Source organism: Leclercia adecarboxylata (assembly GCF_035787115.1).
In the GTDB taxonomy this organism is placed as follows: domain Bacteria; phylum Pseudomonadota; class Gammaproteobacteria; order Enterobacterales; family Enterobacteriaceae; genus Enterobacter; species Enterobacter adecarboxylatus_E.
Genome location: NZ_JALKTL010000001.1, coordinates 831,692 through 853,498, shown reverse-complemented (window position 1 = coordinate 853,498; position 21,807 = coordinate 831,692). Strand labels below are relative to the sequence as shown.

20 protein-coding genes and 2 pseudogenes are annotated in these 21,807 nt (G+C 56.5%); 12 read left to right on the top strand and 10 right to left on the bottom strand.

Annotation, left to right across the window (positions count from 1 at the left end):
* Positions 1-36: 36 nt before the first annotated feature.
* From MXM41_RS04030 to rnd, 3 genes are all read left to right on the top strand, one after another.
* Complete coding sequence (locus MXM41_RS04030; protein ID WP_325930027.1) at positions 37-624, top strand: Slp family lipoprotein; 588 nt, start codon at positions 37-39, stop codon at positions 622-624.
* 204 nt (positions 625-828) lie between these two features.
* Positions 829-2,514 carry a long-chain-fatty-acid--CoA ligase FadD gene (gene fadD, locus MXM41_RS04025; protein ID WP_325930026.1) on the top strand — a complete coding sequence of 562 codons (1,686 nt, stop codon included), beginning with the start codon at positions 829-831 and terminating at the stop codon, positions 2,512-2,514.
* A 74-nt stretch (positions 2,515-2,588) separates the two neighbouring features.
* Entirely contained in the window at positions 2,589-3,716 is a 1,128-nt protein-coding gene (rnd, locus tag MXM41_RS04020) for a ribonuclease D (protein ID WP_325930025.1), read from the top strand.
* A gap of 86 nt (positions 3,717-3,802) precedes the next feature.
* Here rnd and minE read toward each other — a convergent pair whose 3' ends face one another.
* Genes minE through minC form a run of 3 tightly spaced genes read right to left on the bottom strand, consistent with a single transcriptional unit; the run spans position 3,803 to position 5,604 of the window.
* Positions 3,803-4,072: a cell division topological specificity factor MinE gene (gene minE, locus MXM41_RS04015; RefSeq protein WP_032611475.1), complete on the bottom strand. Its 270-nt coding sequence runs from the start codon at positions 4,070-4,072 to the stop codon at positions 3,803-3,805.
* Between the two features lie 3 nt (positions 4,073-4,075).
* Positions 4,076-4,888 (bottom strand): septum site-determining protein MinD, encoded by an 813-nt coding sequence (gene minD / locus MXM41_RS04010; RefSeq protein WP_325930024.1) that lies wholly within the window; start codon positions 4,886-4,888, stop codon positions 4,076-4,078.
* A gap of 23 nt (positions 4,889-4,911) precedes the next feature.
* The gene (gene minC, locus MXM41_RS04005) at positions 4,912-5,604 is read right to left on the bottom strand and encodes a septum site-determining protein MinC (protein ID WP_325930023.1); all 693 of its coding nucleotides are present in this window, start codon (positions 5,602-5,604) and stop codon (positions 4,912-4,914) included.
* Positions 5,605-5,727: 123 nt separating this feature from the next.
* Between minC and MXM41_RS04000 the strand changes: the two genes are divergently transcribed.
* The 3 genes from MXM41_RS04000 to MXM41_RS03990 all read left to right on the top strand — a co-directional run bounded on the left by MXM41_RS04000 (position 5,728) and on the right by MXM41_RS03990 (position 7,248).
* A complete protein-coding gene (locus tag MXM41_RS04000) occupies positions 5,728-6,003 on the top strand; it encodes a YcgL domain-containing protein (RefSeq protein WP_325930022.1) in 276 nt (91 codons plus the stop codon).
* A 48-nt stretch (positions 6,004-6,051) separates the two neighbouring features.
* Positions 6,052-6,711, top strand: a complete 660-nt coding sequence (locus MXM41_RS03995) for a fumarylacetoacetate hydrolase family protein (RefSeq protein WP_325930021.1) — start codon at positions 6,052-6,054, stop codon at positions 6,709-6,711.
* Between the two features lie 93 nt (positions 6,712-6,804).
* Positions 6,805-7,248 (top strand): YcgN family cysteine cluster protein, encoded by a 444-nt coding sequence (locus MXM41_RS03990; RefSeq protein WP_325930020.1) that lies wholly within the window; start codon positions 6,805-6,807, stop codon positions 7,246-7,248.
* Positions 7,249-7,403: 155 nt separating this feature from the next.
* Here the strand turns inward: MXM41_RS03990 and dsbB are convergent, their stop codons facing one another.
* On the bottom strand, positions 7,404-7,934 hold the full coding sequence (dsbB, locus tag MXM41_RS03985) for a disulfide bond formation protein DsbB (protein ID WP_325930019.1): 531 nt from the start codon (positions 7,932-7,934) through the stop codon (positions 7,404-7,406).
* 144 nt (positions 7,935-8,078) lie between these two features.
* The gene (gene nhaB / locus MXM41_RS03980) at positions 8,079-9,617 is read right to left on the bottom strand and encodes a sodium/proton antiporter NhaB (protein WP_325930017.1); all 1,539 of its coding nucleotides are present in this window, start codon (positions 9,615-9,617) and stop codon (positions 8,079-8,081) included.
* 199 nt (positions 9,618-9,816) lie between these two features.
* On the opposite strand from nhaB, the gene fadR reads away from it, so the two are divergent.
* On the top strand, positions 9,817-10,536 hold the full coding sequence (gene fadR, locus MXM41_RS03975) for a fatty acid metabolism transcriptional regulator FadR (RefSeq protein WP_325930015.1): 720 nt from the start codon (positions 9,817-9,819) through the stop codon (positions 10,534-10,536).
* A 67-nt stretch (positions 10,537-10,603) separates the two neighbouring features.
* Here fadR and MXM41_RS03970 read toward each other — a convergent pair whose 3' ends face one another.
* Positions 10,604-12,136, bottom strand: a complete 1,533-nt coding sequence (locus tag MXM41_RS03970; protein WP_325930013.1) for a SpoVR family protein — start codon at positions 12,134-12,136, stop codon at positions 10,604-10,606.
* 323 nt (positions 12,137-12,459) lie between these two features.
* Between MXM41_RS03970 and MXM41_RS03965 the strand changes: the two genes are divergently transcribed.
* The 3 genes and pseudogenes from MXM41_RS03965 to MXM41_RS22790 all read left to right on the top strand — a co-directional run.
* Positions 12,460-13,758, top strand: coding sequence for a D-amino acid dehydrogenase (locus tag MXM41_RS03965; protein WP_325930011.1), 1,299 nt, complete (start codon positions 12,460-12,462; stop codon positions 13,756-13,758).
* Between the two features lie 12 nt (positions 13,759-13,770).
* Positions 13,771-14,841 carry a catabolic alanine racemase DadX gene (dadX, locus tag MXM41_RS03960; RefSeq protein ID WP_325930009.1) on the top strand — a complete coding sequence of 357 codons (1,071 nt, stop codon included), beginning with the start codon at positions 13,771-13,773 and terminating at the stop codon, positions 14,839-14,841.
* A gap of 76 nt (positions 14,842-14,917) precedes the next feature.
* Positions 14,918-14,962, top strand: a pseudogene (locus MXM41_RS22790) (hypothetical protein); the annotation flags it as partial.
* 12 nt (positions 14,963-14,974) lie between these two features.
* On the opposite strand, the pseudogene MXM41_RS03955 reads toward MXM41_RS22790, so the two are convergent.
* Together MXM41_RS03955 and ldcA are read right to left on the bottom strand one after the other, a co-directional pair.
* Positions 14,975-16,642: pseudogene (locus tag MXM41_RS03955) on the bottom strand (potassium/proton antiporter); the annotation flags it as partial.
* 98 nt (positions 16,643-16,740) lie between these two features.
* Positions 16,741-17,655: a muramoyltetrapeptide carboxypeptidase gene (gene ldcA / locus MXM41_RS03950; RefSeq protein WP_325930007.1), complete on the bottom strand. Its 915-nt coding sequence runs from the start codon at positions 17,653-17,655 to the stop codon at positions 16,741-16,743.
* 113 nt (positions 17,656-17,768) lie between these two features.
* On the opposite strand from ldcA, the gene emtA reads away from it, so the two are divergent.
* Complete coding sequence (gene emtA / locus MXM41_RS03945) at positions 17,769-18,380, top strand: membrane-bound lytic murein transglycosylase EmtA (RefSeq protein ID WP_325930006.1); 612 nt, start codon at positions 17,769-17,771, stop codon at positions 18,378-18,380.
* A 36-nt stretch (positions 18,381-18,416) separates the two neighbouring features.
* Here emtA and ycgR read toward each other — a convergent pair whose 3' ends face one another.
* Positions 18,417-19,148: a flagellar brake protein YcgR gene (ycgR, locus tag MXM41_RS03940; protein ID WP_325930005.1), complete on the bottom strand. Its 732-nt coding sequence runs from the start codon at positions 19,146-19,148 to the stop codon at positions 18,417-18,419.
* Between the two features lie 207 nt (positions 19,149-19,355).
* Here ycgR and MXM41_RS03935 point away from each other — a divergent pair, with 207 nt between their 5' ends.
* Positions 19,356-19,610 carry a GlsB/YeaQ/YmgE family stress response membrane protein gene (locus MXM41_RS03935; protein ID WP_325930004.1) on the top strand — a complete coding sequence of 85 codons (255 nt, stop codon included), beginning with the start codon at positions 19,356-19,358 and terminating at the stop codon, positions 19,608-19,610.
* A 102-nt stretch (positions 19,611-19,712) separates the two neighbouring features.
* On the opposite strand, the gene treA is transcribed toward MXM41_RS03935, so the two are convergent.
* The gene (gene treA, locus MXM41_RS03930; RefSeq protein WP_325930002.1) at positions 19,713-21,593 is read right to left on the bottom strand and encodes an alpha,alpha-trehalase TreA; all 1,881 of its coding nucleotides are present in this window, start codon (positions 21,591-21,593) and stop codon (positions 19,713-19,715) included.
* Between the last annotated feature and the right edge of the window lie 214 nt (positions 21,594-21,807).

Below are 21,807 nucleotides of genomic sequence, written 5' to 3'. Positions count from 1 at the left end.
TCTCAGTATAAGAACCTGAGAAAAAGGAGTCGCATCATGGCGGTTCAAAAATATGTTGTTCGTCTGCTCACCGTCGGGGCGCTGGCCCTGGCACTTACAGGATGTGTCTCAGTACCTGATGCAATCCAGGGCAGCAGCCCGACGCCGCAGCAGGATCTGGTCCGGGTGATGAACGCCCCGGAACTGTACGTTGGCCAGGAAGCGCGGTTCGGAGGTAAAGTGGTGGAGGTGGTTAATCAGCAGGGGAAAACCCGTCTGGAGATTGCCACCGTTCCCCTGGACAGCGGTGCGCGCCCGGTGCTGGGTGAAGCCTCACGGGGTCGTATCTACGCAGATGTTAACGGTTTCCTCGATCCGGTGGATTTCCGTGGTCAGCTGATCACCGTGGTAGGGCCGATCACCGGCACAGTGCAGGGTAAAGTCGGCAATACACCTTATAAATTCATGACTATGCAGGCCAACGGCTACAAGCGCTGGCGGGTACAGCAACAGGTCATGATGCCACCACCCGATCCCTGGTACTGGGGACCGCATCCATGGCGTTATGGCTATGGTTATGGCTACGGTGGATGGCCGGGTTACGGCCCCGGCCCGGCTCCGGTCCGGACGATAGTAACAGAGTAAGTGACTGTTATTATTAAATAAGAAACAGCGGCCTGTCCGCTGTTTCGTTTTTTATACGGTAATAAGAAAAATAAATAGTGACGCGCTTCGCAACCTTAAATCCGGACAATAAATAAACTGGTACGCTGAGTTAATATTATGTTAACGACTTGTTTATTAACCGGGGTTGTGATGACGACGAACACGCATTTCAGAGGTGATGTAGTGAAGAAGGTTTGGCTTAACCGTTATCCTGCGGATGTTCCCGCAGAGATAAACCCTGACCGTTATCAATCCCTGGTTGAACTGTTTGAAAATTCCGTGACGCGTTATGCCGATCAGCCCGCGTTTGTGAACATGGGCGAGGTGATGACTTTCCGTAAGCTGGAAGAGCGCAGCCGGGCCTTTGCCGCTTATCTGCAACAGGGCCTGGGCCTGCAGAAAGGCGACCGCGTGGCGTTGATGATGCCCAACCTGCTGCAGTATCCGGTAGCGCTGTTCGGCATTTTGCGCGCCGGGATGATCGTGGTTAACGTCAACCCGCTTTACACTCCGCGCGAGCTGGAGCATCAGCTGAATGACAGCGGCGCCTCGGCGATTGTGATTGTCTCCAACTTCGCCCACACCCTGGAAAAAGTGGTGGATAAGACCCAGGTGAAACACGTCATCCTGACGCGGATGGGCGATCAGCTCTCCACCGCCAAGGGGACGCTGGTTAACTTCGTCGTCAAATACGTTAAACGTCTGGTGCCAAAATATCACCTGCCGGATGCTATCTCTTTCCGCCGGGCGCTGCACAACGGTTACCGGATGCAGTACGTCAAGCCTGAAATCGTGTCACAGGACCTGGCGTTCCTGCAATATACGGGCGGTACTACCGGCGTGGCAAAAGGGGCGATGCTGACCCATCGCAACATGCTGGCGAATCTCGAACAGGTGAATGCCACCTACGGACCGCTGCTCCATCGCGGCAAAGAGCTGGTGATTACCGCGCTGCCGCTGTATCACATCTTCGCCCTCACGATGAACTGTCTGCTGTTTATTGAGCTGGGCGGGCAAAACGTGCTGATCACCAACCCGCGCGATATTCCGGGGTTAGTTAAAGAGCTGGCGAAATATCCTTTTACCGCCATGACCGGCGTGAATACCCTGTTTAACGCGCTTCTCAACAACAAAGAGTTTCAGCAGCTCGATTTCTCCACTCTGCATCTGTCGGCGGGCGGCGGCATGCCGGTGCAACAGGCGGTGGCAGAGCGCTGGGTTAAGCTGACCGGGCAGTATCTGCTGGAAGGCTATGGCCTGACCGAATGTGCCCCGCTGGTGAGCGTTAACCCGCACGATATCGACTATCACAGCGGCAGTATCGGCCTGCCGGTGCCCTCCACCGAAGCCAAACTGGTGGATGACGAGGATAACGAAGTGCCGCATGGTGAGCCGGGCGAACTGTGCGTGAGAGGGCCGCAGGTGATGCTGGGTTACTGGCAGCGCCCGGACGCTACCGACGAAATCATTAAGGATGGCTGGTTGCATACCGGTGATATCGCGGTGATGGATGACGAAGGATTCTTACGTATCGTCGATCGTAAGAAAGACATGATCCTGGTCTCCGGGTTTAACGTCTACCCTAACGAGATCGAAGACGTGGTGATGCAGCACAACGGCGTGCTGGAAGTGGCCGCGGTAGGGGTTCCGGCGGGCAGCAGCGGCGAAACGGTAAAAATCTTTGTGGTGAAAAAAGATCCTTCCCTGAGTGAAGAGGCGCTAATCACCTTTTGTCGTCGTCACCTTACCGGGTATAAAGTGCCGAAACTGGTGGAGTTTCGCGACGAACTGCCAAAATCGAACGTCGGGAAGATATTACGACGAGAATTACGTGACGAAGCGCGCGCCAAAGTGGACAATAAAGGCTGAGCTTCGTGTTAGTCGCCCAGAAACGCTGGCCTGGCCAGCGTTTTTTTATGGGCGCAAACCAAAGAGAAAATGATTTGAACTACCAGATGATCACCACCAACGACGAACTGGCTTCGCTGTGCGACGTCACCCGTGATGCACCCGCCATCGCGCTGGACACCGAGTTTGTTCGTACCCGTACCTACTATCCGCAGCTGGGCCTGATCCAGATGTATGACGGCAAACGGGTATCGCTTATCGATCCGCTGGGGATCACCGACTGGGCGCCGATGCGTGAGTTGCTGCTGGATACTGCCATCACCAAATACCTGCACGCCGGGAGTGAAGATCTGGAAGTTTTCCTCAACACCTTCGGCATCATGCCGCAGCCGCTGATTGATACCCAGATCCTCGCCGCTTTTGCCGGTCGTCCGCTTTCCTGGGGCTTTGCCGCCATGGTGGAAGAGTACACTGGACTTGTTATCGACAAGAGTGAATCACGCACCGACTGGCTGGCGCGCCCGCTGACCGAACGTCAGCTCGACTACGCGGCGGCGGATGTGTTCTATCTGTTGCCGATCGCCGCTCAGCTGATGAAGGAGGCTGAAGCCTCCGGCTGGCTGCCTGCCGCGCTGAATGAGTGCCGGATGACGCAGCAGCGTCGTCAGGAGATCGCCGATCCAAAAGAGGCGTGGCGCGATATCAGCAACGCCTGGCAGCTGCGCACCCGCCAGCTGGCCTGTCTGCAACTGCTGGCAGACTGGCGTCTGCGTAAGGCGCGTGAGCGCGACCTGGCGGTGAACTTTGTGGTGCGAGAAGAGCATCTGTGGGCCGTGGCGCGCTACATGCCGGGCAGCCTGGGTGAACTGGACAGTATCGGGCTTTCGGGTTCGGAGATCCGTTTCCACGGTAAAACGCTGCTGGCGCTGGTGGCGAAAGCCCAGGCACTGCCGGAAGAGGCCCTGCCGCAGCCGCTGTTGAATCTGATGGATATGCCGGGGTATCGCAAAGCATTCAAGGCGATCAAAGCCCTGGTGCAGGACGTAGCCGTGCAGAGCAACGTCAGCGCCGAGCTGCTGGCCTCACGCCGTCAGATTAACCAGCTGCTGAATGCGCACTGGAAGCTGAAACCACAGAATGGTACGCCGGAACTGATAGCCGGATGGCGCGGGGAATTGATGGCTGAACGCCTGAACGCGCTGCTGGCAGAGTATCCGCAGTAATGGTTGAATCCCCGGCAGCGCGGCGCTTGTCGGGGATTCAAAGCCACAGGCCGGGCAAGCATTGCGCCGCCCGACAAAAATCATCGCTATGAGCGCGACTCTTCCGCTTCCGGCAGGGTCACGTTGAGCTCCAGAATCGAGATATCCCCGTCCTTTTGCTCCAGCTGTACGGTCACCATCTCCGGATCGATCTGCACATACTTACAGATCACTTCCAGAATATCTTTGCGCAGCTGCGGCAGATAGTGCGGTTCAGCATCGCTGCGGCGGCGTTCCGCCACGATGATCTGCAATCTTTCTTTAGCGATATTGGCGGTGCTTTTTTTCCGCGAGAGAAAAAAGTCCAGTAATGCCATAACTTATCCTCCGAACAGGCGTTTGAGGAAACCTTTCTTCTCTTCTTCAATGAAGCGGAAAGGACGTTCTTCTCCGAGCAGACGATCAACCGTGTCCGCATACGCTTTACCAGCGTCTGCGTTAGCGTCAAGGATAACCGGTTCACCCTGGTTAGAGGCGCGCAGCACGGATTGATCTTCCGGGATAACGCCAACCAGTTTGATGCGCAGGATCTCCAGCACGTCTTCCATACTCAGCATATCACCTTTGCTCACACGACCTGGATTATAGCGGGTCAGCAGCAGGTGCTCTTTGATCGGTTCTTCGCCATTTTCTGCGCGACGGGATTTCGAGGCAAGGATGCCTAAAATACGGTCAGAGTCGCGCACGGACGACACTTCCGGGTTGGTGGTGATGATCGCTTCATCGGCGAAGTAGAGCGCCATCAGCGCACCGGTTTCGATACCCGCAGGTGAATCACAGACCACGAAATCGAAGTCCATTTTTTTCAGCTCATCGAGCACTTTTTCCACGCCTTCACGGGTCAACGCGTCTTTGTCACGCGTTTGGGAGGCAGGAAGAATATAGAGATTGTCTGTACGCTTGTCTTTAATCATTGCCTGATTCAGCGTGGCATCACCCTGAATCACGTTTACAAAATCGTACACGACGCGACGTTCGCAACCCATAATCAGGTCAAGGTTACGCAGGCCGATATCGAAATCGATAACGACAGTTTTCTTTCCCTTCTGGGCCAAACCAGTAGCGATGGCCGCGCTGGAGGTGGTCTTGCCAACGCCTCCTTTACCGGAAGTAACAACAATAATGCGTGCCATAGAAATTCCTTGTTAAAAAGGGATCAATTCAACGGTTGAACGGTCAAAGCGTTGTCTGCCAGACGCAGACGTGCTGCTTTGCCAGAAAATTCGGCCGGGATGTTATCACTCAGCCAGTAAACCCCTGCGATGGAGACCAGCTCCGCCTCCAGGTGGGTACAAAAAATTTGCGCTTCGCGATCGCCACTGGCGCCTGCCAGCGCGCGGCCTCGCATTGAGCCATAAATGTGGATATTGCCATCGGCAATGAGCTCCGCGCCAGCGCTAACGTGGTTAGTTACAATCAGGTCACAGTTTGGCGCATAAATACGCTGACCGGAACGCACCGGCAGATCGATCAAGCGCGTTTTAGTGACAGGTGTAACAGGGAGTTCAGGCGGGGCAGGGGGCTCGGCACGCGGGGCTTTATCTTTGCCTTCGGTGAGCAGCGGAAGACCCGCCTCGTCGATTTCAGCTTTCAGTCCGGCATCTTTGCAGCCGCTGATGCCGACAATCCGCAGGCCGGTAGATAAGACCGCCTGCTGCAGCTGCTGCCAGTTAATTGGCGCTTCAAGGCCGCTTACGTTAATCACGACGGGCGCATGCTTAAGAAATGCGGGCGCCTGCGCGATTTTGTCTTCTAACGCCTGACGAATAACCTCGGGTTTTGCTTCATGCAAATGAACCACTGATAAGGTGAAGCTACTGCCTTTAAGCTCGATTGGCGTGTTTGACATCCTGGCCTTACTCAATTTGCTTTAACCACGGCGTGTGCTGTGATATTCCGAAGAGTATCAGGCATGTTATAGTCACAACTATATTGAGGCAAGCCACCCTCCCCGTTAATTCTGAGTAAATATATGTTTTGTGTGATCTACAGAAGTACCCAACGCGACCAGACCTATCTCTATGTCGAAAAAAAGGACGATTTCTCCCGCGTGCCTGAGGCACTGATGAAGAGCTTCGGTAAGCCGCAACTGGTGATGCTGATGCCGCTTGACGGGCGCAAGCAGCTGAAGAACGCCGATCTGGAAAAAGTGAAAAGCGCATTAGCCGAACAGGGCTATTATTTACAACTCCCTCCTCCACAAGAGAATTTACTCAAACAGCACCTTGAGGCGCAGGGGAAAAAATAGTTTAGGAATTATCTGTCAGCGTTACATTAACCTTTTTAGAGGATCATTATGTATCAGCATCATAACTGGCAAGGCGCCTTGCTGGATTATCCGGTAAGTAAAGTCGTCTGTGTAGGCAGTAATTACGCAAAGCATATTCAGGAAATGGGCAGTGCGGTTCCGGACGAGCCGGTGCTGTTCATTAAACCGGAAACCGCACTCTGTGATATTCGCCAGCCGCTGGCATTACCTCAGGGGCTGGGTTCGGTTCACCACGAAGTGGAACTGGCGGTGCTGATTGGCGCAACGCTGCGCCAGGCTTCTGAAGATCATGTGCAGAAAGCGATTGCCGGTTATGGTGTAGCGCTGGATCTGACCCTGCGCGACGTGCAGGGCAAAATGAAAAAAGCGGGTCAGCCGTGGGAGAAAGCCAAAGGCTTTGATAATTCCTGTCCGATCTCCGGCTTCGTACCGGTGGCGGAGTTCCAGGACGACCCGCAGAACACCACCCTGAGCCTGAAAATCAACGGCGAAGTGCGTCAGCAAGGTTCTACGTCCGACATGATCCATAAAATTGTGCCGCTGATTGCCTATATGAGCCGCTATTTCACGCTCAAGCCAGGGGATGTGATCCTCACGGGCACCCCGGAAGGGGTGGGGCCGCTCTCCGGTGGCGACGAGCTGGAGCTGTCCGTCAACGGCCTGTCGTTGAAAACACGCGTGCTGTAACCCCATCTTGCCGCCTTAAAAGGGCGGCAAAACTTGCATCGAGGTGCCAGACTGGTTATAAGGTGCGCTTTATTTTGACGTGTGGACATCCTTATGAGCGAAATCCCTTTCTGGCAAAGCAAAACTCTCGACAACATGACCGACGCCGAGTGGGAATCGCTGTGCGATGGCTGCGGGCAGTGCTGCCTGCATAAGCTGATGGATGAAGACTCGGACGAAATCTATTTCACTAACGTCGCCTGCAATCAGCTGAACATCAAAACCTGCCAGTGCCGTAACTACGAGCGCCGTTTCGAGTTAGAGCCGGACTGCATCAAGCTGACCCGCGACAACCTGCCGACTTTTGAATGGCTGCCGCCGACCTGCGCCTACCGCCTGCTGGCGGAAGGTAAAGCGCTGCCGAAATGGCACCCTTTGCTGACCGGCTCAAAAGCGGCAATGCACGGCGAGCGGATCTCGGTGCGTCATATTGCGGTGAAAGAGTCAGAGGTGCGCGACTGGGAAGACCACATTCTGAATCATCCCAACCGCACATAATAAAAAACCCGCCGAGGCGGGTTTTTTTGTGTCGGATGGCGCTGCGCTTACGCGGGCCTACAGAAATGTGCGGCTTGATGCCCTCACCCCGACTCTCTCCCACGGGGAGAGGGCGCAAACAATAAAAACGACAACCAAAGGTTGCCGTTTTGCTTTTACCTTCCGAACAGATCGCGTTTTTTCGCTTTAAACGGCTGGGCAATCAGCACCAGCAGCGCCACGACCAGGTAGGCGGCAAAAATGCCCACCAGCCACTGCGGCATCTCGAGGCTCAGGAACTCCCACTGGCGCACGGAGCAGTCACCGGTCGCCACAAATACCTGCGGCAGCCACTTGTCCAGCGGCAACCAGCTCGGGAAGCTGGCGGCAAAATCACAGGTCTGAAACGGCGACGGGTGCAGCTGGATCATGGTGTGTTCCCAGGCCAGCTGCAGGCCTTTTCCGGCGCTGTATAGCCAGATGGCGATGGCACCATAGCGCAGCGGACTTTTTGGGGCAATCGCGCCCACCAGACCCGCGCCCATCACGCCAAACAGCGCGCTGCGTTCATAGATACACAGCACGCATGGCTTCAGCATCATCACGTGCTGGAACCACAATGCCACCATTTCTAACACGAAGGCAGTCAGGGCCAACAACAACCACGCCCCGCGTCCACGCGAGCACTGGTTCAAAAATTTCAACATAATCATTTCCCTGGAGCAGGTATAGAAAGCGCAGTGTAAACGAAATCAATTTGCGCGCCAGCCTCAGCGCGCAAAATATAACGTAATCGGATATTTATCATGCTGAGTGCTGCCGGGCGTTTACCGCCCGGCTGGCTCACTCAGTTAATGCGTCGCCAGTATACCCGCCTGAATCATCCACTGGGTAAAAGGAATGAGAGTAATTTTGACGCACAACAAACCGACTGCGGTTAACACAATGGTATAAGGCAGCGCCATCCATACCATCCGGCCATAGGAGAGCCGGATAAGCGGGGCGAGGGTAGAGGTCAGCAAGAACAGGAAGGCCGCCTGACCGTTTGGCGTAGCCACGGAAGGCAGGTTGGTACCGGTGTTGATAGCCACCGCCAGCAGTTCAAACTGCTGGCGGTCTATCACGCCGCTCTCCATCGCCGCTTTGGCTTCGTTGATATAGACCGAGCCGACAAACACGTTATCGGAGATAGCCGACAGCAGGCCGTTAAACAGATAGAACAGCGTCAGCTGGGCATCGGCCTCCGCCTGCAGCACGAAGCGAACGATTGGCGCAAACAGGTTCTGATCGACGATCACCGCCACCACCGCAAAAAAGACCGTCAGCAGGCAGGTAAACGGCAGCGCTTCAGTAAATGCTTTACCGATGGCATGTTCATCCGTCACGCCGGAAAAGGTGGTTGCCAGGATAATAACCGATAAGCCAATGAGTCCCACTTCAGCCAGGTGAAACGCCAGAGCGATAATCAGCCAGACGCCAATGATGCCCTGAAAAATCAGCGCCAGCCTCTGCTGACGGGTACGCTGACTGCGGCTCTCCTCGTCATAGCGGTGCAGCACCTCACGCACCTGCGTTGGCAACTGAGTGCCGTAACCAAACCATTTGCACTTCTCCACCAGCCAGCAGGTGAAAAGACCGCACACCAGCACCGGCAGGCTCACTGGCGCAACGCGCAGGAAAAATTCGACAAAATTCCAGCCCGCAGCTTTGGCGATAATCAGGTTCTGCGGCTCGCCAACCATGGTCATCACCCCGCCCAACGCAGTGCCCACGCCGGCGTGCATCATCAGGCTGCGCAGAAACGCGCGAAACTGCTCCAGCACGTCGCGCTGATGGGCGTCGACCTGGCTGTCATCCTGCATGCCCGCTTCCGGTTGCGAAGAGGCCACCCGGTGATAAATCCCGTAAAAGCCGATGGCTACGCTTATCACCACCGCCACAACGGTCAGGGCATCAAGGAAGGCCGATAAGAAAGCAGCCGCCAGGCAGAAGGCCAACGACAGCGCCGTTTTCGAGGGAATGCTCAACAGCAGGCGGGTAAAAATGAACAGCAGCAGCTGCTTCATAAAGTAGATCCCGGCCACCATAAACATCAGCAGCAGGAGCACTTCCAGGTTTGCCGCCAGCTCCTCTTTCACGTGTTCCGCGCTGGTCATCCCGACAGCGACCGCTTCAAAGGCCAGCAGACCGCCCGGCAGCAGGGGGTAACACTTCAGTGCCATCGCCAGGGTAAAGATGAACTCTGCCACCAGCAACCAGCCTGCGACGAAAGGACTGACGATGAAGATAAGCGGGTTAAGAACCAGGAAGACCACCAGGCTCAGTTTGTACCAGTCGGGGGACTGGCCTAAAAAATTGCGCCAGAGGGCGCGACGATACGACATTTCCACAACAGATTTCCTTGCCCGTCACATAATTACGCACTAAGTATACGCAAATGAGGCCAGAGAAGGAGCGCAGGCCGCGTTTTTTAAATGATAAAAATAAAACGGCGATCCCTTTTTTCTGGCCTCGCTGCGCTATCTGCCTCTGTCTGCCTCTGGTATGATGAGTGAATTTTGTAAAAAGCTGTGGAATGGAAAACTCACTATGGTCATAAAGGCGCAAAGCCCGGCGGGTTTCGCGGAAGAGTATATTATCGAAAGCATCTGGAACAACCGTTTCCCCCCAGGCTCGATTCTTCCCGCTGAACGCGAACTCTCTGAACTGATTGGCGTCACACGTACCACCTTACGTGAAGTGTTGCAGCGACTGGCCCGCGACGGCTGGCTGACGATCCAACACGGCAAACCGACCAAAGTGAATAACTTCTGGGAAACGTCGGGTCTGAATATCCTTGAAACGCTGGCACGCCTCGATCACGAAAGCGTGCCGCAATTGATCGACAATCTGCTCTCCGTGCGCACCAACATCGCGACCATCTTTATCCGTACGGCGTTTCGCCAGCATCCGGATAAGGCGCTGGAAGTCCTGGCCCGCGCCACGGCGGTAGAAGATCACGCCGATGCCTTTGCTCTGCTGGATTACAACGTCTTCCGCGGGCTGGCGTTTGCCTCCGGCAACCCGATTTACGGGCTGATCCTCAACGGCATGAAAGGGCTCTATACCCGCATCGGTCGTCATTACTTCGCCAACCCGGAGGCCCGCAGCCTGGCGCTTGGTTTCTACCATAAGCTGAGCGAACTCTGCGCCGAAGGCCAGCACGATCAAGTTTATGACACCGTGCGTCGCTACGGCCGCGACAGCGGTGAGATCTGGCACCGGATGCAGAAAACCCTGCCGGGCGATCTCTCTATTCACGGTCGATAAAATAAAAAACCTCTCAGGCGAGAGGTTTTTTTTGCGGGTAACGGCTGCGCCTTACCCGGCCACCAGACTACAACATATTGCCCTTGGCCGGGCAGCGCTCCAGTAACTCCACGCTGCCATCTTCGTTTTGCTGTTCAAGCATAATGTCAAAGCCCCACAGACGGTGCACGTGCTTCAGCACTTCCTTACGTCCCTTATCCAGCGGCGCGCGGTTATGCGGAATATAGCGCAGCGTGAGGGAGCGATCCCCGCGCAGATCAACATTCCAGACCTGAATATTTGGCTCCAGGTTGCTCAGGTTATACTGCGCCGAGAGACGGGATCGGATCTCGCGATACCCCTCTTCGTTGTGAATAGCCGAGATCTCAAGATAGTTATTGTGATCGTCGTCCAGCACCGTAAACAGGCGGAAATCCCGCATCACTTTCGGTGACAGGAACTGGCTGATAAAGCTCTCGTCTTTAAAGTCGCGCATCGCGAAATGCAGCGTCTCCAGCCAGTCGGAACCGGCAATATCCGGGAACCAGTATTTATCCTCTTCCGTCGGGTTCTGGCAGATACGCTTGATATCCTGGAACATCGCAAAGCCCAGCGCATAGGGGTTGATACCGCTGTACCACGGGCTGTTGTAAGGCGGCTGGAACACCACGTTGGTGTGGCTGTGCAAAAACTCCAGCATAAAGCGTTCGGTGACTTTGCCTTCGTCATACAGGTGATTCAGGATGGTGTAGTGCCAGAAGGTGGCCCAGCCTTCGTTCATCACCTGAGTCTGTTTTTGGGGGTAGAAGTACTGGCTCACCTTGCGCACGATGCGCAGGATCTCACGCTGCCACGGCTCCAGCAGCGGGGCGTTCTTCTCCATAAAATAGAGCAGGTTTTCCTGCGGCTCGGAAGGGTAACGGCGTGCTTCGGGTACCGCTTTCTCCTCCTCGCGTTTCGGCAGGGTACGCCACAGGGTATTCACCTGGCTTTGCAGATACTCTTCGCGGTTTTTCTGCCGGGCTTTCTCCTCCTGCAAAGAGATCTTCTGCGGGCGTTTATAGCGGTCCACGCCGTAGTTCATCAGCGCATGGCAGGAGTCCAGCAGCTTCTCGACCTCATCCACCCCGTAGCGCTCTTCGCACTCGGTGATGTAATTACGGGCGAAAATCAGGTAATCGACAATCGAACTGGCATCGGTCCAGCTGCGGAACAGGTAGTTGTTTTTGAAAAATGAGTTGTGACCGTAGCAGGCGTGCGCCATCACCAGCGCCTGCATGGTGATGGTGTTCTCTTCCATCAGATATGCGATACAGGGATTGGAGTTAATGACAATCTCATACGCCAGACCCTGCTGACCGTGTTTGTACAGCCGTTCGGTCTCAATGAATTTTTTACCAAACGACCAGTGGGTATAGTTAATGGGCATCCCGACGCTGGAGTAAGCGTCCATCATCTGCTCGGAGGTAATGACTTCGATTTGATGGGGATAGGCGTCCAGACGGTAGAGTTTCGCCACCCGATCAATTTCCGCCAGATAGGTGTCCAGCAGCTCGAATGTCCAGTCGGGTCCATCGCTCAGACGTGTGGTGTCCTTATTCATGGAATCAATAGTAGCCATTAGCGCGCCCTCGTTGTTGGTAGCTCTCTCTGTCTGGAGAACCTCTTTTCAAGCATAGAACACGCCATTCAAAAGCGTGCTGGTGCGCTATTTTTTTCTTTGCGATTTCCCGTCGTCGGCATGACGAAAACGGGGTGCCCGACAGCATAATCTGCTGGTTAAAAATGCCGCGCAGCATGAGATGCCAAATACGCTACAGCCCCGCCATAAGGGGAAGGTGTGAGGTAAGTCACCATAAAAAATGCCTATGTTGAATAATATTTTCGGCTGGGTTATCAATATGTAATCAGAAGATTGTTCTTTTGCTTATAAATGGAGTGGCTATGCGTGTTGTCATACTGGGAAGTGGCGTCGTTGGCGTAACCAGCGCCTGGTACTTAAGTCAGGCCGGGCATGACGTGACCGTCATCGATCGGGAGCCGGGACCGGCGCTGGAGACCAGCGCAGCGAATGCCGGACAAATTTCTCCGGGTTACGCGGCACCCTGGGCGGCCCCGGGCGTTCCGCTGAAGGCGATTAAATGGATGTTCCAGCGCCATGCACCGCTGGCGATCAGTCTTGACGGCACGCAGTTCCAGCTCAAGTGGATGTGGCAGATGCTGCGCAACTGCGACACCTCTCACTACATGGAAAACAAAGGGCGGATGGTGCGTCTGGCGGAGTACAGCCGCGACTGCCTGAAGGCGCTGCGGGCCGCCACCGGCATTCAGTATGAAGGCCGTCAGGGCGGCACCCTGCAGCTGTTCCGCACCGCCCAGCAGTATGAAAACGCCACCCGTGATATCGCCGTACTTGAGGACGCGGGTGTTCCGTATCAACTGCTGGAAGCCAGCCAGCTGGCTCAGGTGGAACCGGCCCTGGCCGAGGTGGCGCACAAGCTGACCGGCGGTCTGCGCCTGCCAAATGACGAAACCGGCGACTGCCAGCTCTTTACCCAGAATCTGGCGCAGATGGCCGAGCAGGCTGGCGTCAAATTCCGCTACAACACCCCGGTCGATAAATTGCTGTATGAAGGGGATAACATCTACGGCGTGCTCTGTGGCGACGAGGTGGTAAAAGCGGATGCCTACGTAATGGCCTTTGGCTCATACTCCACCGCCATGCTAAAAGGCATTGTCGATATTCCGGTCTACCCGCTGAAAGGTTACTCGCTGACCATCCCGATCAAAGAGGACAGCGGCGCCCCGGTTTCAACTATCCTTGATGAAACATACAAAATCGCGATCACCCGTTTTGATAACCGGATCCGCGTGGGAGGAATGGCGGAAATTGTCGGCTTTAACACCGAGCTGCTGCAGCCGCGTCGGGAAACGCTGGAGATGGTCGTTGGCGATCTGTTCCCGCGCGGCGGTTTTATCGAACAGGCGACCTTCTGGACCGGGCTGCGGCCGATGACACCGGACGGCACGCCGGTGGTCGGGCGGACACCCTTTAAAAACCTGTGGTTGAACACCGGACACGGTACGCTGGGCTGGACAATGGCCTGCGGTTCAGGGCAGTTACTCAGCGATCTGATCTCCGGGCGCACACCCGCTATTCCGTTTGATGATTTAAGCGTCGCGCGCTACCGTCCGGGGTTCACTCCGTCACGTCCACAACATTTACACGGCGCGCATAACTAACAAGGAGTCGTCATGTCCCGTCCTGTTCTGGCTCAGCTGGATCTGCAGGCCCTGAAGGATAACCTGCAAATTGTCCGACGCGCTGCGCCAGCATCCCGCGTCTGGACCGTGGTCAAAGCCAATGCGTATGGCCATGGTCTGGATCGCATCTGGAGTGCATTAAGCGCGACGGATGGTTTTGCGCTGCTCAATCTGGAAGAGGCGATCCTGCTGCGCGAGCGCGGCTGGAAAGGGCCGATCCTGATGCTCGAAGGTTTCTTCCACAGCGATGAACTGCCGCTGCTGGATAAGTACCGCCTGACCACCAGCGTACACAGCAACTGGCAGGTGAAGGCGTTGCAGAATGCGAAGCTGCATGCCCCGCTCGATATCTACCTGAAAGTAAATAGCGGCATGAACCGTCTCGGTTTCCAGCCGGAGCGGGTTCACAGCGTCTGGCAGCAGCTGCGGGCGCTGAAGAACGTCGGGGGGATGACCCTGATGGCCCATTTTGCTGATGCGGAGAAGCCGGACGGTATTGTTGAACCGATGAAGCGGATCGAGCAGGCGGCGGAGGGGCTGGACTGCCCGCGCTCGCTCGCCAACTCGGCGGCGACGCTCTGGCATCCGGAGGCGCATTTCGACTGGGTGCGTCCGGGCATCATCCTCTATGGCGCCTCGCCGTCCGGGCAGTGGCAGGATATCGCCAACAGCGGCCTGAAGCCGGTGATGACCCTGCGCAGTGAAATCATCGGCGTCCAGAACCTGAAAGCAGGGGACACCGTGGGCTATGGCAGCCGCTATCGGGCGTCAGGCGAGCAGAGGATCGGTATCGTCGCTGGCGGCTATGCTGACGGCTATCCCCGTATTGCCCCTTCCGGCACTCCGGTGTGGGTGGACGGCGTGCGCACCGGCACGGTGGGCACCGTTTCAATGGATATGCTGGCGATTGACCTGACGCCATGCCCGCAGGCGGGGATAGGTTCGCCGGTTGAGCTGTGGGGCAATGAGGTGAAGGTGGATGATGTCGCCGCCGCAGCGGGCACCGTAGGGTACGAGTTATTAACCGCGTTAGCGCCGCGGGTACCGGTCGTAACGATATAAATGCAAAAGGGCAACGTCAGTTGCCCTTTTTAGTGTTTGCTCCTCTCCCTGTTGGAGAGGAAGCAATTTACTCTTCGGCATCCTCCGCCACGCGCACGCCCACCTTCAGCACCGCGTTATCTTCTTTCTCCGCGACCGTCCAGATCATCCCGGCAAACTCCACCTGGTCACCCACGACCGGGGCGGCACCGAGCTGTTTCTGGACAATCTCGCCCAGAGTCTGCTGGTTATCGCGATACTCCAGCCCAACGTCCAGGCCATAGATCAACGCCACATCGGCAAATTTAGCGCTGGCTTCCAGAATAAAGTCGCCAAAGAAGCGTTGATCCAGCGCCACCGGTGGTGACTGGCTGAACAGCTTGCCGAGGGCAGGGAGGTCATGCTCGCGGCCAATGACGCAGAGGATATCCCCCTCCCGCAATCGGGTGCTGCCGGTTGGATGCAGCAGCGCGTTATCGCGGAACAGGGCGGCAATGCGCGTCTCGGCGGGCATGTGCAGATCGCGCAGCGAAGCCCCTACGCACCACTTATCGGCGCTAAGCTGATAAACAAACTGCTCCCAGGGGTTCTCCGGGTGAATATCCAGCCCCACCCGGGAGACCGGCCAGCCCACCGGTGGGATCACTACTTTGGCCTTTTTCGCCGCCCATGACAGGGAGGTCCCCTGGAACAACAGCGACACCAGCACCACGAAAAATGCCACGTTAAAGAACAGACGAGAATTATCCAGCCCGGCCATCATCGGGAACACCGCAAGGATAATCGGTACTGCGCCGCGCAGCCCCACCCAGCTAATAAACACCCGCTCGCGCAGGTTAAAGCCCCTGAACGGCAGCAGCCCGGCAAAGACTGACAGCGGGCGGGCAAAGAAGATCATCCACAGCGACAGCATCAGCGCCGGCACGGCAATCGGCAGCAGATCCGACGGCGTGACCAGCAACCCCAGCACCAGGAACATGCCAATCTGCGCCAGCCAGGCCAGGCCGTCGAAGTTTTGCAGAATGCCATAGCGGTTGCGGATGGGGCGATTGCCGAGCAGGAAACCGCACAGATAGACCGCCAGAATACCGCTGCCGTCCAGTGCGGTGGTCACGGCGAAAATCAAAATCCCACCGCTCAGCGCCAGCAGCGGATAGAGCCCCGCCGGCAGCGAAATACGGTTGATCGTCTGTTGCAGCAGATAGCCACCGGCGAGGCCAAAGATGATGCCTAAGCCAAACTGCTGAATGATGTGCCAGGCGAACATCCAGCTCAGGCCGGTCTCATGCTGCTGGATCATCTCAATCAGGGTGATGGTGAGAAACACCGCCATCGGATCGTTACTGCCGGATTCTATCTCCAGCGTTGAGCCGACACGTTCGTTCAGCCCTTTGCCGCCCAGCAGCGAAAAGACTGCCGCGGCGTCGGTAGACCCGACAATCGCGCCAATCAGCAGCCCTTCCATCAGGTCCAGATGAAACAGCCATGCCGCCATCATCCCGGTCAGGCCTGAGGTAATCAGCACCCCGACCGTCGCCAGCGACAGGGCCGGACCCAGCGCCACGCGAAACGAACTGGCCTGGGTGCGCATCCCGCCATCCAGCAGGATCACGGCCAGCGCGAGGTTACTGATCATGTACGCAAACGGATAATTGTCGAAGGGGATCCCCCCGACGCCATCAACCCCCGCCAGCATGCCGATGGCGAGGAAAATAACCAGAATGGGGATGCCGAGACGTGATGAGAACGAACTCAATAAAATACTGCAGGTTACAAGAACTGAACCCAGGATAAAAAGACTGATTATTGCTGCGGCATCCAATGTTTGCGTACTCCCTGCCTGACGCGATGACTGTTAGTAAAACCCTACCATATTAACGCCCCTCACAGGGCGTTAATCCGCCGCTTAAGGGGCTTTTTTTACGCCTGGAGCACCGGATGCCCGCTCAGGGTTAAACGACTGTTGCCCGCCGCGTGAACCAGCGTCGCCTGCGCGCCGAGGGGCAGGGTGACGGTTTTTTGTTCGTGGCCGAAGTCAAGCCCGCTGACGATGGGCACCGATACCCGGGAACGCAGGTAAGCGATCATGGTCGCCAGATCGTATCCGGCATCATAGTCATTGGCGGCAGCACCGCTGAAGCTGCCGAGCACAATCGCCTGCTGACGATCGAGAATGCCCGCGTGGTGCAGCTGGAGCAGCATACGCTCGACGCGGAAGGGATGTTCGTTGATGTCCTCCAGCACCAGGATGCCGTTCTCAATGGCAGGCAGCCAGGGGGTCCCGATAAGCGAGACCAGCATCGCCAGATTGCCGCCCCACAGCTGGCCTTCGCATTCGCACGCAGGGCCATCGCCCTGCCACTCAACAGCGTAAGTGCGGTTTCGCAGCGCGCGCCAGAAATGGTCGAGGGTAAAGGCGTTCAGCTCCGGTGCGCCGAAATTGCCCGCCAGCATCGGGCCACTAAAGGTGATGACGTTGTGCAACGCCAGCAGGCCGAGCTGGATGACGGTGAAATCACTGTGGCCGCAGATAAGCAAAGGATCCTGCTGCTGGCGGCTGGCCAGCCCCTGCCAGTCGATCTGTTCCAGCAGGCGACTGGCACCATACCCGCCGCGCACCGCCAGCACAATCTGGTTGGCACCCGGCAGATGGACGAGGGCATTGATATCATTCAGGCGCTGGGCCTCGGTGCCAGCAAACCTCTGCTGGCGGCGGGGTATAATTGTCTGATTTTGCACAGGATGGCCGTCGTCCAGTAACCGCGCCACGCCCCGTTGTGCCGCCTCCTGATTAATGCAGTACCCTGATGGTGCGATGAGATGAAACTGAGACATGGCATTTCCTTGCTGACTTATAAAGCTGAATGTATATATCATGCCGCCTGAGCGCGTCCTTCATCAAGCGGAGGATAGAGTAACAGCGATGAATGACCATAAGGACAGATGACGTGAAATTGAGATGGTTTGCTTTTTTGATTGTGTTACTTGCAGGCTGTAGTTCAAAGCAGGATTACCAGAAGCCGGAATGGAACCCGGAAGTCCCGGTGAAACGGGCGATGCAGTGGATGCCGATCAGTGAAAAAGCCGGTGAGGCCTGGGGCGTCAGCCCGCGGCTGATCACCGCCATCATTGCGGTAGAGTCGGGCGGGAACCCGAATCTGGTGAGTAAATCGAACGCGGTGGGCCTGATGCAGCTTAAGGCCTCCACCGCCGGGCGCGAGGTTTACCGGCATATGGGCTGGAGCGGGCAACCCTCCACCAGCGAGCTGAAGAACCCGGAGCGCAATATCTCCATGGGTACCGCCTACCTGAGCATTCTGGAACATGGGATCCTGAAGGGGATCGAGGATCCGGAAGTGATGCAGTATGCGCTGGTGGTCTCCTACGTTAACGGCGCGGGCGCGCTGCTGCGCACCTTCTCGTCGGATCGTAAAAAGGCAATTGCCGAAATCAACGACCTGGATAAAGACGAGTTCTTTGATCATGTCGTCAATAACCACCCCGCACCGCAGGCACCGCGCTACATCTGGAAAGTGCAGAAAGCGATGGACGCCATGTAATCTGTCGCCGGGCAGCCACGCGCTGCCCGGTCGCGGTTAACGCACTTTATTGGCGCGTTCCCGCGCTTCACGTTCCAGCGAGTAGATAATCCGCTGCAGTTCCCGCTCCGGGCCAGGCCCGACGTTGAGAAAACGGAAGCTCAGACGCGGCGTGGTAATGGTCTCGTTTTTGCTGTCCACCACTTTACGCTCGCTTACGGTAATCAGCTGCGCATCGAAAAAGAAGCGACCCCAGCCGCCCATATCCAGTTCGATCTGCGAAAAACGCATCCCCTCGACCAGGCCTTCGGGTTTGGCGGTATCCATCAGCGCCCCCATGCCGCCGAGCGACAGATCGTGCAGACGGAAACGAATGACGCTTTTGTCAGGCATTCTGGCTTTACAGAAGTAGGCCGGATGCAGCGGGGCATTGATGCGGAAATACTCCCGCCGCTGGATACACCATACGGATGCCGGAAGCGGCGAGACAAAAGCAGGCAGTGCCTGATAATCACCCTGTTCCAGTCGCGGCAAATCGAACTCGACTTTGGCCCCCTGGGTATCAGCGGCAACGGTGATGTTCTCTGCGCGTAACACCGAGCGGTTTTCATACTCCTGACTGCCCAAATCTATGACCAGTCGTTCCGGGTTGGCATCCAGAATTTTGCTGATGAACTGGTTATTCCCCCAGCTGATACGCACGGGAACGTCATTTTTTTGCAGATCGCGTAATACACCCAATACAGCCAGCGGATTAGTTTTCAGGAACTGCTCACTGTAATTACTCACGCCCCGGGGCTCCTCGATTGATGACAGACTGTGGATGCGTTATCGGCAGCCGGTCGCGGAACTTAATACAAACCGGTAATTATTTTTTCGCCAGAGCCGCAATTAAGTCGGTGTAGTAAAACTGGTTTTCCGGCGATTGCCTATACTTAGTAGTACCTGCGCGGGCGGGTGTCCTGCGCAAGCTTAACTCTGCAAGAGGGCATCACTATGGGTATCATCGCCTGGATTATCTTTGGTCTGATTGCTGGCGTTATCGCAAAGTTCATCATGCCGGGACGTGATGGTGGCGGCTTTATTTTGACCTGTGTCCTTGGGGTCGTGGGTGCGGTTGTCGGCGGCTGGCTGGCAACGATGTTTGGCATCGGCGGCAGTGTATCCGGATTTAACCTGCAAAGTTTTCTGGTGGCTGTGGTGGGTGCCATTCTGGTGCTACTTATCTACAGGATGGTACGACGCGCCTGAAACCGATAAAACGGCTCTTTTACCAGAGCCGTTTTTTTGTGGCTAATCCCTGCGAACGTTTTAACTTGCCGGGTGGCGGCTACGCCTTACCCGGCCTGGTGATTACTGCTGTCCGACACTTTTCTGTGTTTCTGTCGGTTCATCATTGGCTGCCGGCTGGTCAGTGGTGGCCGGTGGCGCAGTGGTTGTCGACTGATTGCCTGAAGCTGGTGGCGTTGTTGACGTCGACGGCGTGCTTGTCGACGGCGTGCTTGTCGCCGCTGGCTGGTCACTTCTGGTCGAGGCGTCATTCGCCGCTGGTTGCGTGCCGGTAGCCGCAGGGGTCGTGGTCACCGGTTCATCGTTGGCCGCAGGCTGCGTGGCCGGTACTTTGTCGCAAGGGTTGGCCTGCGGGCAGACCAGATCCAGCATTTTCAGCGTCACGCCGTTGGTCCAGCCGAAGCCGTCCTGCAGCGGATATTCGCCACCGCCGCCGCCGGTACCGGTGGTGGAAACGTCATATTTCTCCACCAGCTTCTGCTCGCGATCGTAGGTGTGCTGCACGTTGGTGAGGAAGCGCCACGTCACGTCCATCGCCACTTTATTTTGCCCGTAGTTCTGCAAGCCTTCGGTGGCGACCCACTGCAACGGTGCCCAGCCGTTCGGGGCATCCCACTGCTGGCCGCTGTTAACGGTGGTGGTGGAAATCCCGCCAGCTTTCAGCAGCTGGGCTTCGGCGGCGGAGGCTGTTTTGTCCGCACGTTCCTGCGAGGCAGCCTTGACGTACAGTGGGAACAGGGCCGCGGCGGTCAGCTGACTACGTACCTGTTTGGTTTTCAGATCGTAATCGGCATACCAGCCCTCTTTTTCGTTCCACAGATAGCGCTCCATCGCTTTCTGGCGATCGGAGGCCAGACCCTCGTAGCGGCTGGCCGCCGCATTGTCGCCCCCGTCCTGGCTGGCCTTCGCCAGCAGTTTTTCCATCTTAAACATCAGGGCATTCAGATCCACCGGCACGATGCTGGTGGTGCGGATCGTTCCCAGCTGCTGCGGATCGTCCATCCAGCGAGAGCTAAAGTCCCATCCGGAGGCGGCCGCGGAGCGCAGATCGCGGTAGATCTCGGTCGCCGGACGGCTGGGGTATTTTTTGGCCGTGTTGATGTCATCAAGCCAGGATTCCGGACGCGGCGTGTCGCGAGCATCCCAGTAGCGGTTAAGCACGGCACCATCGTCCAGCTTCACCACCCGCTGGCTGGCCTGGCCTGGCTGAAGTGCATCCACTCCTTCCATCCAGTAAGCGTACTCTTTTTCCATCTGCGGACGGTATTTTTTCAGCGCGTCTTTATCGTGCGTCGCCAGCAGTTCTACCATCAGAGCAAAGAATGGCGGCTGCGAGCGGCTCAGGTAGTAGCTGCGGTTGCCGTTGGGAATATGACCCCAGCTGTCCAGTTCATAGGCGAAGTTGTCCACCATGTTGGCAACTTTGTCCCAGTGTCCGCTCTCCGCCAGCCCCAGCATGGTGAAGTAGCTGTCCCAGTAGTAGATCTCGCGAAAACGCCCGCCCGGCACTACGTAGGGTTTCGGCAGCGGCAGCAATGAATCCCACTCTCCGGCGCTGGAAGTGGTGCGCGTCAGTACCGGCCACAGGCCGTCAATATGGGCACGCAGGCTCTGTCCGGCTGGCGGCACATATTTCTCTTTTTCGGTCGGCAGGGTGAAGTTCATCTCCACGAAGTGGCGCAGATCAAAGCCGGACTGTTTACGCTGCATATGGTAATCAGCGAGGATCGACTGGGGATCGTTTTTGGGAACGGCATCGGCAAAGGTTTTTTGGTCAGGGAAAAGTTTGGCAGTTTGTACATCGTTAAACAGCGGACCAAACAGAATGTCGGGTGCTTGTTTCCGGGCGCCGGTTGGTTCGTCCGCATAGCTGAAGGCAGTTATCCCAAGCAGGATGCCGCCAATCGCCAGCCGCAGTGTTGCGTGCTGCTGAGGTCTCATCATGGTTGTTCTCCTGGGTTCTCCGGGCAGCGCGACCGCTGCCATCAATCACCTGAAAACCTTAGACGAAACTGAGCCATTTCGCGTGTCGGATCCCACATTTTGAGCATATACAGACAAATTACCGTTGCGGATAAAAACGAGCGAAGCCGCTGTTTTTTCACATATATGCCGGATCAATTCCTGCATCTAAACTACCTTCATAACCAGGTTTTAT